A 13084-nucleotide genomic window follows, 5' to 3' on the forward strand; every position below is an offset into this window, starting at 1 on the left:
CTTTCAAGTAGTGAATAGCCCATTTCACTCACCGCCCATCCGGGCCAGGATGCGCTCACGCTGACAAATTTCTGCTTCCACAGCCCGCACCTCCCGCATGTAAATCTCTACCGCGGGTGGCAGTGAACGCTCTTTCAGGTAGATGAAGCCATAACGGGTGCGCAGGGCAGGGTCATGGGCGGGCAGCGGCACGATGGCCCCTGCGCTGATTTCCTGCTCAAACGTCGAAAGATTACCCAATGCCAGGGCATTGCTGTTCTCGACGAATTTGACGATTTGCATGGGCACGTCTATTTCGATCGCCGGGACAAAGTCACCCGTCAAGGGATCGTAGGCGCCGGCACAACCCAACGTAGCCGGAAGCAAATGGGTCGCCAGTCGCAGCGGAATGCGCGAGGCCACCCATGGGTAATCGAGTGTTTGCGCCAGCGTTGGTGAAGGTTTTTGCGATAGCAGCGGATGGCCCGGGCGACAAAACAGGCGGCCCACATGCTCACCCAGCAGTTCACAGGTGAACGCTTCACGGCCTTGCAAGGTGCTGATTTCGGCGATGCCCAGGTCCACTGCACCGGTGGCGACCTGATGAGCGACTTCGCGCCAGCCGGCGACGTGGGCAGTGACCTTGATCTGCGGATGCCGGGCATGCAAGCGCGCGATGCTGGCGTAGCCGCTGGTGACACTCGGATAGGGACCCAAGGCCACTTTCAGTGCACCGATTTCGCCTCCCGCCAACAGGGTGATGTCGCGCCGCAAATCCTCTTCGGCCACCAACAGGCGCTGGCTTTTTTCCCGCAGCAACTCACCAAATGCCGTCAGTACGACGCCGTCCGTGCGTCGATCAAACAGCGTGACCCCCAGTTCACTCTCCAGCAACTGGATGCTTTTGCTCAGCGCCGGCTGGGAAACCCCCAACGCTTTGGCCGCTCGACCAAAGTGGGCATGGTCGATCAATGCCAGAAACTGACGTAAGCGACGCGGCGTCATGTCATAACCTTTATGTTATCGAAAATGGATAAAACGGAATTTTTCGGAATGAAATGAATATGCTATTCATGGCCATGCGGGTCAAATTGACGCGTACCCAATAAATACAATCGAGCGCAAATTTCCGCATTGACGCTCATGGCCCTCTGGCGCAGGAACCCTCATGCACAACAAGACCCTTCATCTGGCATTGGCAATCACCCTTGGGAGCGGCGTCAGCCCGATGCTCTTTGCTGCCGATGCAAACGGCGCAAGTTCTGATCCGGCCCCGACACAAAGCGCGCACTTCGACAGCAAGGGCAAAGCGCCTTCGTCCTACACGATCGAAGCGCAAAATGCCGTACGCAAGTCGCTTCCGTTCGCTGACAAACGCGATTTTGAAGAGGCCAGGAAAGGCTTCATCGCTGCACCGTCCTACAACAAGATCATGGCCGAGGCGGGGAATGTCGCCTGGAATATGGGGAGCTATGACTTCCTGCAGGGCGGGAAGGACTTCGACAGCATCAATCCGTCGTTGCAGCGCCAGGCGGTACTCAACATGGCCTTCGGTCTGTATGAGGTCGTTCCGGAAAAGATTTACCAAGTGCGTGGGTTTGACCTGGCCAACATCACCTTCATCAAGGGCGATACGGGCTGGATTGTGTTCGACACCTTGATGTCGAAGGAAACCGCCAAGGCTGCCCTGGATTTCATCAATGAAAAACTCGGCAAGCGCCCGGTCGTGGCGATAGTGATCTCTCACTCCCACGCCGACCATTTCGGAGGTGTCCGCGGTCTGGTCGACGAAGCCGATGTGCGCAGCGGCAAGATCCCCCTCATCGCACCCACCGGTTTCATGGAGCATGCCGTGGCTGAAAACGTCTACGCCGGCAACGCCATGACCCGACGCGCCTTCTTCCAATACGGCGTGATGTTGCCGCGCAGCCCCTATGGGCATGTCGACATGGCCATCGGAAAAAATGCCTCCCTTGGCAACATGGGCCTGATTGAACCCAATCGCTACATCGCGAAAGACTTCGAAACCCTGACCATCGACGGCGTGGAAATGGAGTTCCAGAGCACTCCCGGCACCGAAGCCCCCGCGGAAATGAACACCTGGTTTCCGCAATTCAAAGCCTTCTGGGCGGCCGAAAACATCATCGGCACCATCCACAACATTTACACCTTGCGCGGCGCGCTGGTGCGAGATCCGCTGGTCTGGTCGAAGAACATCAACAACGCCTTGTATCGCTACGGACAGCACGCCGATGTCATGTTCGCCTCCCACAGCTGGCCACGCTGGGGTAACGAGCGAATTCAGGACGTCATGCGCGCACAACGCGATGCCTATGCGAATCTGAACAACGCCGTACTGCACGCTGCTAACCAGGGCGTCACCATCAACGAGATTCAAAACGTCTACAAGTTGCCCGAAAGCCTGAAAAACAACTGGGCGACCCATAGCTACCACGGCTCCGAAGAGCACAACAGCCGTGCGGTGATCAATCGTTACCTGGGTTACTGGGATGCCAACCCGGCGACACTGATGCCGTTGTCGCCGAAAGATTCGGCACCGTTGTACGTGGAAATGATGGGCGGCGCGGACAAGATCATGACCAAGGGAAAGTCCTTGTTCGATCAGGGCAAATACCGCGAAGCCTATGAAATTCTCAATAAACTGGTGTACGCCGAACCCCAGAACACCCAGGCCAAGGATCTGCTCGCGGACGTCTACGAGCAGGTTGGGTATCAGAAGGAAAGTGCCGGCGTGCGCAACAGCTTTCTCACGGCGGCGTATGAACTACGCCATGGCATGCCCAAGGGCGTGCCGCCAAAACCCACCGGGCCGGACATGATCCGCGCCATGAGCACCGAGTTGTGGCTGGAATACCTCGGCATTGCCCTGGATGGCAGTAAAGTCGCGGATCAACACTTGGTTTTGAATCTCAAGACACCCGACAACGGTGAGCAGTTTGTGGTTGAGTTGAGCAATTCAACGCTGACCACCATCAAGGGGCAGCAAGCGAAAAAGGCTGACCTGACCCTCACGCTCAACCGCTCGGATCTTGAAGGCGTGATGGCAAGGAAAACCAGCTTCGCGCAACTGGTCGCGGCGGGCAAAGCCACCTTTGAAGGCGATCACAAACCCTTCGAACAGTTGATGGCCGCCATCACCCCGTTTACCCCTACCTTTGAACTGCTGCCGGGCACCCAGCAGTAAGTCACAGGGGCGGGTTTCATCCTGTTTCAGGCCGAGGCCCCCTTGCGCACCCGATGACATAGAGTGCGCAGGGGGGGGCTGCATCGTCATGCAGGATCCGCGTCGCCAGACAGCCAGTGGTATTGCCCGTATAAATTTACGAAAAATTTACGGGGTCTTCAGCTTTGGTATCCAATACTGCGCGGCGCTAATCTGGAACGTTATTGTCATGTCACTCGCAGCAATTCGGCTTATCGGCTTCATCCTGGGCATTTTTCTGATCACGCTGGCTACAAGCATGGCTATTCCCATGATCACGCTGGTGGCATATGAGCGTAACGACGATCTGTCGGCCTTTCTCTGGTCGAGTTTGATTACCTTCGTCTGTGGCCTTCTATTGGTCGTGCGGGGACGCCCGGATGTTGGCCAGCTTCGTCCCAGGGACATGTACTTGCTGACGACCGCAAGCTGGATAGTCGTGTGCACTTTCGCAGCATTGCCAATGGTGTTGATCAGCCATATCAGCTACACCGACGCATTCTTCGAAACGATGTCTGGCATCACAACCACGGGTTCTACCGTACTCACCGGTCTGGATACCTCATCGCCCGGCTTGCTGATATGGCGCTCCATGCTGCATTGGTTGGGCGGCATCGGTTTTATCGGCATGGCTGTGGCGATCCTTCCACTGTTGCGGGTAGGCGGCATGCGTCTGTTCCAGACAGAGTCCTCAGATTGGTCGGAGAAAGTGACTCCGCGTTCCCATGTGGCCGCCAAGTACATTCTTTTGCTCTATCTGGGGCTTACCGGGGTTGGAACGCTGGCGCTCTGGCTTGCTGGAATGACGCCATTTGAAGCGGTCAACCATGCAATGTCGCTGATCTCTACCGGAGGGTTCTCAACGTCGGACTCCTCCCTTGGGCATTGGACGCAACCAGCGATTCACTGGGTGGCGGTCGTCATCATGATTTTCGGCAGCCTGCCGTTCACCTTGTACGTCGCGACATTGCGGGGCAATCGGCGCGCGCTGATCAAGGACCATCAAGTCCGCGGATTCATTGGATTCTTGCTCGTCACATGGCTGGCTGTGGGGACCTGGCTGTGTTTTCACAGCGATTACCGATGGTGGGATGCGTTTCGTATCGTGGCGGTCAATGTCACCTCGGTCGTCACGACCACCGGAATTGCCGTTGGCGACTACACCTTGTGGGGCAGCTTCGCTGTCTTGCTGTTTTTCTATCTGACCTTCGTCGGTGGCTGTTCCGGGTCAACGGCGGGCGGTCTTAAAATCTTCCGTTTTCAGGTGGCTGCCGCTCTACTGGTGAGCAGCTTGAAGCAGTTGATCCATCCTCGAGCCGTGATTCAGAAGAAGTACAACGGCCATCCCATCGACGAAGAGATCGTGCGCTCGCTTTTGACCTTCTCGTTTTTCTTCACCGTCACGATTGCCGCCATCGCCTTGGGCCTGGCGCTCATTGGGCTTGACTGGACAACCGCGTTGAGCGGTGCCGCCACGGCGGTGTGTAACGTCGGGCCGGGGCTTGGCACCATCATTGGGCCGGCCGGCAATTTCTCATCATTACCGGACGCCGCCAAATGGCTGCTCACCGTTGGAATGCTGCTGGGAAGGCTGGAAATCCTGACGGTGCTGGTACTCGTCACTCCAGTTTTCTGGAGATATTGACCCAGCTAAACGAGGACTGAGACTACCGATGCTTGCCAAGGGGAGCAGACGGCCAAAAACGGACTTCAGGAGACGGCGGCTCGGACGCTTCGAGCCTTGGCAAACCAGCACATGGCCGCGGCGCCGATCAGCGTGGTTAGCACGGCCAGCAACAGGATTATGCGTTCAACCCCCAAAGGTGCGGCCAGTAGCGCTACCAGAAGGCCGGCAAACGGTTGAGACAGGTTGTTGAGTAAGGTAATCACGCCCACGGTCTTGCCGAAGTCCTGGGGCGGAATCACCCGTTGACGCAGGCTGCGCATGTAGACGTTGAACATCTTGTCGAAGCCAACAATCAGCAGGAAACCCACCACATAACCGGCCAGGTTAGCGCTCAGGGCGCTGATGAAGGCTCCGGCGGTGATCATCGCATAGCCGACACCACCCAACACTCGCAGCGGCAGCACCACCCGGGCGAGGAAGAACAGGATCGCGATGGTCGTCACAGCGCCAGCCGCCTGCAGCGCGGCGTAGCCATCCTTGCCACCACCGTACTCGCCAATCACCATGGCCGCCGATGTGGCCAGGGTGACCCCGATGATCAGGTTCACGCCAGCGGCCAGCGTGATGATTTTTTGCAATTCCACCTGCTGGCGGATATGCCCGAAGGCGATACGCAGCGGTTGCAGCCAGATGTCCTGGTGCTGCTCGAACACCTCCAGGGTGATGCGGCTCCAACGTTGCCACATCCGCATGCTCAGTTCAGCCAGCAGGAACAACCCGGCGACCCACAGGACCACCCAGTGCCAGCCCCAGACCTCCAGCAAAAGCGCCGCTGCCAATGGCCCGAGGACTAGCCCGGTCTGGTCGGCGATTTGAGAGTAGGACAAGGTCCTGGTGTAGCTGTAGTGCTGGAAGATATGCGGCATCAGCACTTCCCTGGCCATGATGCCCTGGGTGGTCAACACCCCGCAGAGGGCTGACAGTATGACCACCCAGGCGATGCCGCCGAAGAGGGCATAGAGCCCCACTGCCACCCCACAAAGGAGGGCGCGGTAGATCTGGCTGATGTGCAGGATCCTGACGGGCGAGAACTTGTCGCACAAGGCCCCGCACACCGGAAACGCGAGAAAGCGCGGCAGCGATTCGACGAAAAACGCCAGACCAGCCCAGGACGCGCTGTTGGTGGTCTGGAAGACCACCAACGGTACGACGAAGAGCAGGATCTGATCCGCCAGTCGCGACAGAAACAACGAAATGAAAAAAGCCAGGTAATCCCTGCGCATGATGACTTCCTGTCGAAGTGTTCGCTTCTACGTCATTCCACCGCCGATCCAAGGTCATTTGATTCAGCGTTTGTACTTTATTTGGCCAATAGCTGCGATAGAACGTCCGCTATTGGCCGCAGTGCTGCCTGACAAGAGGATTCACTACACTCGCAAGAATCGCTCGGGCCGGCATGGGCGAAGGGCACTGGACGTCTTTTCATCGATGATCTCCTCACTGGCAAGGCGTCCCACAACCGCCGCCAACGTAATTCCAGGGTGCATTGCACAAACATAGACGCCGCCCACTTTTGGTAGGTATCCGACGACGGGGATGCCATCGGCAGGCATGGGCCTCAGTCCGACACAAGCCCGTTCCGGTTCAATGGAAACAACACCATGGAGTTCGTTCTGGATAGTCTTGGCGGTTCGAAGCGCTATCGCTGCCGGCTGATTTTCCATGGCGTCGTCCAGGTAATCTTCTGCCGCCAGCAACGCACCATCCGAACTTTGCCGCACCTCCATTTCAGGGCTGGAGATGAGGGTGTGCACGAGGTTGGGTTGTGACTTGTAACGGATGAAAATGGCAGGCGAGGCTTCTATTGGCAGGGGCACGCCAAGCATGCCGGTCAGCTTCGTGATGCCTGTCCCGGCTGCCAATACCACAATATCGGCATCAATGACGCCGTTTGTTGTTTCGACTCCGGTCACCTTCGCATTCTGGGTTACAAACCCGAGCACTCGCGTCTGAGTGAGCACCTTCGCCCCATATGCCTCGGCACTGGCGATTAACGCATGCGAAACTGCCACTGCATCCAGTGCCCCTTCTTCAGCCGCATACAAAGCAGACTGGGGAGGGTTCTTGAGATTGGGTTCGAGGTCGAGAATCTGCGATCGAGACACCCGGTTTGCCGAAGCTTGGTCACCAGGGATCGGCAGCGCTCCACTCGCCATCTCGCTATAAGACAAGGCACCGGTCCATCGTATCTGCAGATCAGGCAGCTGCGTTTCGAGTCGGCGGTATTCCTGAATTGCAGAACCGCGCAGTTGCGCAATTGGGTCAGGTCCGGGGTGTGAGGCATTGATCCAGGCGAATGAACTGCCAGTCACTCCCGAAGCTATACCTTCAGCCTCGACCAGGGTGACATTCGCGCCTTTACCTGCCAAGTGATACGCCAATGACGCGCCTACGATGCCTGCACCAATGACAACAACTCGTTTGCCCTGGCCATTTCCCATATCAACCTCCGTTCTGTCGATGGGCCGATGGTACGACAGCTGGATGACTCCATGACATGAGATCCTGATCGTTCAGGACGCATTTTGAGTGTCTGCTACTGCCAGAATCAGCCTTTCGCCGGACTGGGAATCTAACAGTCAGCGCCGTCCATCAGGTATGGCGGCGCCCTGGTCTAGATCCAGACGTCGTTATTTGCCGTACGTTCGCCACCTTCATGGCCGGTATTCAGTATTGCGCGTGGTTCGATCATCATCAGTCTGGCTTCGCCCTCTGCGGCGGTTCTGTGCTCTACGCCTCGTGGCACCACGTAGAGCTCGCCTGGGGCGACATATACGCTGCCATGGGGCAGATCAATACGCAGCGTTCCCTCTAACACAAAAAAAGCTTCGTCGGTTTCCGGGTGTGAGTGCCAAATGAACTCGCCCTCAATGCGTACGACCTTGAACTGGTAGTCGTTCATCTCGGCAACCACCCGTGGGCTCCATGGCTGATCGATGAGCGAAGCCTTGTGGGCCAGGTTGACGGCGTGCGCGCCTGGTTCTTTGAGAAAGTCTTGCATGGTGGGTCCCCGTTAAAAGTGAGTCGTTACCCTAACGGAGGGACTTGGGCTCGGGCTTGTACGATCCTGCAAGTTGACGCTGGGCTCGAATGCGCTCGAGCCAGCGCATCGGCGGCACGCCGAAACAGGCGGTGAAATGTCGGGTCATATGGCTCTGGTCGTGGAAGCCCGCTGCCAGTGCTGCGTCTACGAGCGTGAAGCGATCAAGAATCAGCGCGCGGAACAAATCCAGACGGCGCAACGTTACAAAGCGATAGGGGCTGGTGCCGAATAACGCTCTGAAGTCGCGCGACAGGCTCCAGCGTTCACGCCCGCAGGCGTGCTCGAGCATCTCCAGGGTAATCCCCACATGAAGATTGGCCATGATGAACTCTCTTGCCCGCTTGGCAGCCTGATAGTCCGGGTTTTTGCGCCCGCGCGGTTTGCCTGCGACCGCTCGCAGCGCCATTGCAAGGTCAAACAATGCGTCCTGCTCCTCCAGGGTGTCGAGCGGATGATCCAGTGCCTGCGCGAAAGGTTGGCTGGCGTGATACAGGCGCGAATCATTGGACAGACCACCGGCAACATAGGGCAGTGACTCTCCGCCAAGTACTTGCTGAATCATCGCGGGATCGACATAGGCCATCCGGTAACGGAAGCCCGCCTCGGTCCCGGCCATTCCGTCATGTAGCTCGTCTGGATGCAGTACCAGCGTATTCCCCGGTATACCGTGGCGCAAAGCGCCCTTGTAATGGAAGCTCTGTACGCCTGACAGTGTCCGGCCGATGGAGTAGGTGTCATGGCGATGCGGGTCGTATCCATGCCCGCCGAACCATGCCTCGATTCGTTCTATTCGCCCGGGTTCGGCATTTCGCAGAACCCAATCCGTTGCAGAGAAAGCGTTATTTCGATCCATGAATGGCTGTCCGGGAATGCCTGAATTAACGGGGCTGTGATACGCCGTCGATGGCACGACTATACCTGCGCGAGGAATACGGGGGCAGGCTTTATCAAAAGGAGAGCCTGACTCGCAATCCACGGATTTAGTTAGCCGTTCCAGCTGAATTCATCAATATCCCGTCGTCATCGCTGGCCTCGTCAGCCTCCGATTTTATCCAGGGCCAAGACAATGCGTTCCGCCGCCTCTTGGTCACCACGCTTTCTGAGTTCGCTAGCCACTTGGTTCAACTGCTGCGCGGTGAGGCCAACATTCATGCTGATCTTCAGGTGCGACTCCAACTGCGGCGCTAACCCTGACATCGCGGCAAGTGCCCCGACAGTGGCCAGTTCACGAGCAGCCCAATCGAGGTTGTCTCGGGCGAAGATATCGCCGAACAGGTGAACCTTCAGAAACTGGTCAATGGCAGGGGCGAACTCAAACAGCGGCCCTGAGACCGGCGCACCCACCAGACGGGTTTGATTGTCGGTGCCCAGGTCGAGCAAGGCGTGGCCCGACGGCACAGGGCCTGGTTCGCGCCCCGGTTCGTCGTGAACGCCACGTGCTTCGCGCTCTTGCAACAAGCTCATCAGTTGCGAAAGTGCATTGAGGCTGCGCGGGAAACCGGCATACGCATAGAGCTGAACCAGGATTTCCTTGCACTCACTAATCGTCAGGCCGGCATCGAGACCGCGATTGAGCGCATCGCGCAAACGGGGCATATCGCCGGTCGCCATGCTGGCACCGATAGAGGCGACAGCCAGTTGTTTTGCAGTCAGGGTTTGTTCCGTCACTGTCGTTGTCTCCGAATTGTGTGTGGTACTGGCACTCGATACGTGAGCAGCTAAAACACTGGCCAGCACTACCAGGCCGGCTAACGGCCCCAAGCGGGCATAGCGATATTTACTTGGTTGAGTACTGTTCATCGCTGACCTTCTCCATCCAACGGACGTTGTTGCCGTTCTTCATGCCAGTGATAGCTATGTGCGTCATGGCAGTCGATGGCGCGGCGCCATGCCAGTGCTTTACCCCTGGCGGGCAAAACACCACATCACCGGGACGTAATTCCTGCACTGCCTTTCCCCATTCCTGAGTACGTCCGACCCCCGCTGTCACGACAAGATATTGTCCGGCAGGATGCGTGTGCCAGGCCGAACGAGCGCCAGGTTCAAAGGTGACGTAGACCGTTGAGGTGTTGAGTTCGGCCGTTGCAGTCGTCAATGGATCGACCCGCACGTGACCAGTGAAATAATCGGCAGGCCCTGTCATCGAAGCCTGCTCACCCGCACGTGTGATTTTCTGGCTGGCAGGACTCAGCTCGGCCGCGAAGGTTGGTTCGATGCAGTTGGCGGTGAGTAGCGCCAATGCGGCCAGGGTTGAATGAGTGTGCTTGGACGGCATAAGAAGCTCCTGGATCAACGTGCGAGTGGGTGTGCGCACCACGTGACATAACTGGCCGGACGGAAGATGACTGAAACTAATCCGCTGAAAACGTCACCCGAACATCATGCCGACCCAGAGCCTGCGAGAGGCCCGCTGGGTTGTCGATGCGACCGAGACGGGTATAGCTGTAAGACGAACTGAAGGATTTATAAAAGACCACCAATGTGTCAGGGCCGTACAGGAGGAAATCACCGTTGTGGATTGTTCCAGGCCGATAAGTTTGAGTGGGTAACGGGCGCTGCAAGGTGACGTGCTTTTCGTTGTCGTTCAGATCGCTCATGTCCAGGGTGAGCGGCAAACGGGCGGCAAGCTCCCGAGTGCTCCGGTTGTCCTCAAGGGTAATGGCGAAGCGCTGTTGGCCTATGGTCATCCACATCGTGTTGTTCTCCATGCCTGTTGATGGGCCGGCGATATCTGTCGCAGCGGCGAGAGGCGAAGCCGATAGCGCAAATGGCATCCAGGCCGCGAACCAGAGGCCCTTCCATCCAGGGGAATGATCAATAAACAAGGCCTTGCTCCTTGGAATCGAGGGCTCACCGGGTGTGCGGCATCGGCGAACGTGAGGTTAGAAAGATCAGCAAGGCGGCGAGCATCAGCATCGCGGCGCTGGCGATAAATGTGCTCTGGTAGCCGAGAGTGTCAAACAGTACGCCGCCGACGGTAGAGCCCACTGCGATAGCCAATTGAACAATCGCCACCATCAGGCCGCCGCCTGCCTCGGCGTGATCAGGCAAGGCGTGCGCAATCCAGCTCCACCAGCCCACGGGCGCTGCCGTCGCAATAAAGCCCCATAGGCCGAGGAATACCGCTACCGCGATAACCCAAGTGCCCGCAGGAATCAGCGCTACAGCAACAACTGCCATCAGCAGCGAGATGGTACTTAAGGTGCCGTACAGGCTGCGCTTGAGCACTGATCCGATCAGCGCTGTGCCGCAAAAGCCAGCGACGCCTATCACCAATAGCAGCAGAGAAAGCATCGGCACGTTGACCTGGGTGACCGTTTCCAGAAACGGGCGCAGGTAGGTGAACAGCGCAAACTGGCCCATGAAAAACAAGCCAGCAGCGGCCATGCCTAACGCCACCATGCGGTTTTTCAGCAGTTTGAAAACATTGCCAGCGCCCGGCGTACGCTTCTGTGTTGCCATGCTCGGTAAGCTGATCCACTGCCAAACCAGCGCAATCAACGCCACCGGAACCAGGCACAGGAACGCACCACGCCAACCCACAACTGAGCCCAGATAACTGCCCAGTGGCGCTGCCACCACCGTCGCGAGGGCGTTGCCGCTGTTGAAAACAGCCAGCGCCCTTGGCACTTGTGCCGCCGGTACCAGGCGCATCGCAGTGGCTGCCGACATCGACCAGAATCCGCCAATCACGACGCCGATCAGGGCTCGCCCAACCATGTAGATCAGGTAGTTCGGGGCAAGTGCCACAAGGGTGCCCGATACAGCCATCAACCCGGTCAGGGCCAGCAACAGGGTTTTTCTGTCCAGGGTGCCGGCGATCCAGCTGATCGACAGGCTGGCCAGCACCGCAAACGCGCCAGATATGGCAAGGCCTTGGCCCGCGAGGCCTTGGCTGACCTGCAGATCGTTTGCCAAGGGTGTCAGCAGGCTAACTGGCATGAACTCCGAGGCGATCAGCGCGAATACGCAGAGCGTCATCGCATAAACACCGCCCCAATGACCGGTACGCGTACCGGTTTCGCTCAAGGCGCTGGCATGCAGGTGGACGTCGGCGGTCATTGCAGGTGTACCTGAAAGAACTGGCTCAGCTTGGCGAAAGGAATCAGGTCGACGCGGTCGTACAGATCGACATGGCCTGCGTTGGGCACAATGACCAGCTCTTTAGGTTCGCCTGCCAGGCGAAACGCCTCTTCGCTGAACTCGCGGGAGTGGGCGTTTTCACCTGTAATAAACAACATTGGACGAGGTGAAATGCTCTCGATATCGACGAATGGGTAGAAATTCATGAACTTGGTATTACTGCTCAGCGTCGGGCGGGTGGTCCGTTGCGGCGTGGCACCGGCCGGGGTGAATTCGCCACGCGGGGTGCGGTAGAAGTCAAAGAACTCGCGCTGAATAGGGTGAGTGTCGGCATTGAGCTCCAGCACCGTGCCGCCGGTGTATTCGATATTGCCACCGGTAAATTCCGTATAACGCTGCTCGGCCGCGGCCGCGATGAGTCGCTTGCGCTCCTCAAGGGTTTGCGAGTGCTTGAGCCCGTTGCGGTTGGCGGCGCCCATGTCATACATGCTGACAGTGGCGATGGCTTTCATGCGCGGGTCGATCTTGGCTGCACTAATGACAAAGCTGCCGCTGCCACAAATCCCCAGCACGCCAATGCGCTGGCGGTCGATAAACGGCCGCGTGCCGAGGTAATCCACGGCGGCGCTGAAGTCCTCGGCGTACATGTCTGGCAGTACCGCGTTACGTGGTTGGCCTTCGCTTTCGCCCCAGAACGACAAATCCAGCGCCAGGGTAACGAAGCCTTGTTCCGCCAGTTTTTGCGCATAGAGGTTGGAGCTTTGCTCCTTTACCGCGCCCATGGGGTGGCCAACGATAATGGCCGGGTTGCGTGTGCCGCTGTCCAGTCCTTTTGGCATGAACAGATTGCCCACGACATTGAGCTGGTACTGATTCTTGAAGCTGACCTTTTGCACGGTCACCTTGTCACTTTTAAAGAAATTATCTGCACCGTTGGACATATCGGCTCCTAAGGCGGTGAATGAACTGATGAGCAACCCGAGCATTACGAGCAGTCTTTTCATGGGGCATCCTGTTGGGGGAAAGCTGAAGGCGACGCAGGCAGTTAGTGCAATGCGCGCCGCTTTTC

General features: G+C 57.8%; 12 protein-coding genes. 2 read left to right on the plus strand and 10 right to left on the minus strand.

The window, feature by feature from the left end:
• Window positions 1-24: 24 nt before the first annotated feature.
• Window positions 25-984 (minus strand): LysR family transcriptional regulator, encoded by a 960-nt coding sequence (locus KHO07_RS11770; RefSeq protein ID WP_212627273.1) that lies wholly within the window; start codon window positions 982-984, stop codon window positions 25-27.
• 163 nt (window positions 985-1147) lie between these two features.
• Between KHO07_RS11770 and KHO07_RS11775 the strand changes: the two genes are divergently transcribed.
• Together KHO07_RS11775 and KHO07_RS11780 are read left to right on the plus strand one after the other, a co-directional pair.
• Complete coding sequence (locus tag KHO07_RS11775) at window positions 1148-3184, plus strand: alkyl sulfatase dimerization domain-containing protein (RefSeq protein ID WP_212627274.1); 2037 nt, start codon at window positions 1148-1150, stop codon at window positions 3182-3184.
• 208 nt (window positions 3185-3392) lie between these two features.
• On the plus strand, window positions 3393-4847 hold the full coding sequence (locus KHO07_RS11780) for a TrkH family potassium uptake protein (protein ID WP_212627617.1): 1455 nt from the start codon (window positions 3393-3395) through the stop codon (window positions 4845-4847).
• 65 nt (window positions 4848-4912) lie between these two features.
• Here KHO07_RS11780 and KHO07_RS11785 read toward each other — a convergent pair whose 3' ends face one another.
• The 9 genes from KHO07_RS11785 to KHO07_RS11825 form a co-directional block, all read right to left on the minus strand.
• Window positions 4913-6112: an MFS transporter gene (locus KHO07_RS11785; RefSeq protein ID WP_212627275.1), complete on the minus strand. Its 1200-nt coding sequence runs from the start codon at window positions 6110-6112 to the stop codon at window positions 4913-4915.
• A gap of 144 nt (window positions 6113-6256) precedes the next feature.
• Window positions 6257-7330, minus strand: a complete 1074-nt coding sequence (locus KHO07_RS11790) for an FAD-binding oxidoreductase (RefSeq protein ID WP_150734503.1) — start codon at window positions 7328-7330, stop codon at window positions 6257-6259.
• 173 nt (window positions 7331-7503) lie between these two features.
• Window positions 7504-7890 carry a cupin domain-containing protein gene (locus tag KHO07_RS11795; protein ID WP_150734502.1) on the minus strand — a complete coding sequence of 129 codons (387 nt, stop codon included), beginning with the start codon at window positions 7888-7890 and terminating at the stop codon, window positions 7504-7506.
• Between the two features lie 31 nt (window positions 7891-7921).
• On the minus strand, window positions 7922-8785 hold the full coding sequence (locus KHO07_RS11800) for an AraC family transcriptional regulator (protein ID WP_212627276.1): 864 nt from the start codon (window positions 8783-8785) through the stop codon (window positions 7922-7924).
• 182 nt (window positions 8786-8967) lie between these two features.
• A complete protein-coding gene (locus KHO07_RS11805; protein ID WP_212627277.1) occupies window positions 8968-9732 on the minus strand; it encodes a carboxymuconolactone decarboxylase family protein in 765 nt (254 codons plus the stop codon).
• On the minus strand, window positions 9710-10207 hold the full coding sequence (locus tag KHO07_RS11810; RefSeq protein WP_212627278.1) for a cupin domain-containing protein: 498 nt from the start codon (window positions 10205-10207) through the stop codon (window positions 9710-9712). Before KHO07_RS11810 ends, KHO07_RS11805 begins: the two co-directional genes overlap by 23 nt.
• 76 nt (window positions 10208-10283) lie before the next feature.
• Window positions 10284-10757 carry a cyclophilin-like fold protein gene (locus KHO07_RS11815; RefSeq protein WP_244858286.1) on the minus strand — a complete coding sequence of 158 codons (474 nt, stop codon included), beginning with the start codon at window positions 10755-10757 and terminating at the stop codon, window positions 10284-10286.
• Window positions 10758-10782: 25 nt separating this feature from the next.
• The gene (locus tag KHO07_RS11820; protein ID WP_244858287.1) at window positions 10783-11994 is read right to left on the minus strand and encodes an MFS transporter; all 1212 of its coding nucleotides are present in this window, start codon (window positions 11992-11994) and stop codon (window positions 10783-10785) included.
• A complete protein-coding gene (locus KHO07_RS11825) occupies window positions 11991-13019 on the minus strand; it encodes an alpha/beta hydrolase (protein ID WP_212627279.1) in 1029 nt (342 codons plus the stop codon). Before KHO07_RS11825 ends, KHO07_RS11820 begins: the two co-directional genes overlap by 4 nt.
• Window positions 13020-13084: the final 65 nt, after the last annotated feature.

Origin of the sequence: Pseudomonas sp. PP3, assembly GCF_905336995.1 — a bacterium.
In the GTDB taxonomy this organism is placed as follows: Bacteria; Pseudomonadota; Gammaproteobacteria; order Pseudomonadales; family Pseudomonadaceae; genus Aquipseudomonas; species Aquipseudomonas reinekei.

What these genes read in the sequence shown, in the direction of transcription:
- KHO07_RS11770 (WP_212627273.1), bottom strand. Translation starts at nt 984, where the DNA reads ATGACGCCGCGTCGCTTACGTCAGTTTCTGGCATTGATCGACCATGCC.
- KHO07_RS11775 (WP_212627274.1), top strand. Translation starts at nt 1,148, where the DNA reads ATGCACAACAAGACCCTTCATCTGGCATTGGCAATCACCCTTGGGAGC.
- KHO07_RS11780 (WP_212627617.1), top strand. Translation starts at nt 3,393, where the DNA reads ATGTCACTCGCAGCAATTCGGCTTATCGGCTTCATCCTGGGCATTTTT.
- KHO07_RS11785 (WP_212627275.1), bottom strand. Translation starts at nt 6,112, where the DNA reads ATGCGCAGGGATTACCTGGCTTTTTTCATTTCGTTGTTTCTGTCGCGA.
- KHO07_RS11790 (WP_150734503.1), bottom strand. Translation starts at nt 7,330, where the DNA reads ATGGGAAATGGCCAGGGCAAACGAGTTGTTGTCATTGGTGCAGGCATC.
- KHO07_RS11795 (WP_150734502.1), bottom strand. Translation starts at nt 7,890, where the DNA reads ATGCAAGACTTTCTCAAAGAACCAGGCGCGCACGCCGTCAACCTGGCC.
- KHO07_RS11800 (WP_212627276.1), bottom strand. Translation starts at nt 8,785, where the DNA reads ATGGATCGAAATAACGCTTTCTCTGCAACGGATTGGGTTCTGCGAAAT.
- KHO07_RS11805 (WP_212627277.1), bottom strand. Translation starts at nt 9,732, where the DNA reads ATGAACAGTACTCAACCAAGTAAATATCGCTATGCCCGCTTGGGGCCG.
- KHO07_RS11810 (WP_212627278.1), bottom strand. Translation starts at nt 10,207, where the DNA reads ATGCCGTCCAAGCACACTCATTCAACCCTGGCCGCATTGGCGCTACTC.
- KHO07_RS11820 (WP_244858287.1), bottom strand. Translation starts at nt 11,994, where the DNA reads ATGACCGCCGACGTCCACCTGCATGCCAGCGCCTTGAGCGAAACCGGT.
- KHO07_RS11825 (WP_212627279.1), bottom strand. Translation starts at nt 13,019, where the DNA reads ATGAAAAGACTGCTCGTAATGCTCGGGTTGCTCATCAGTTCATTCACC.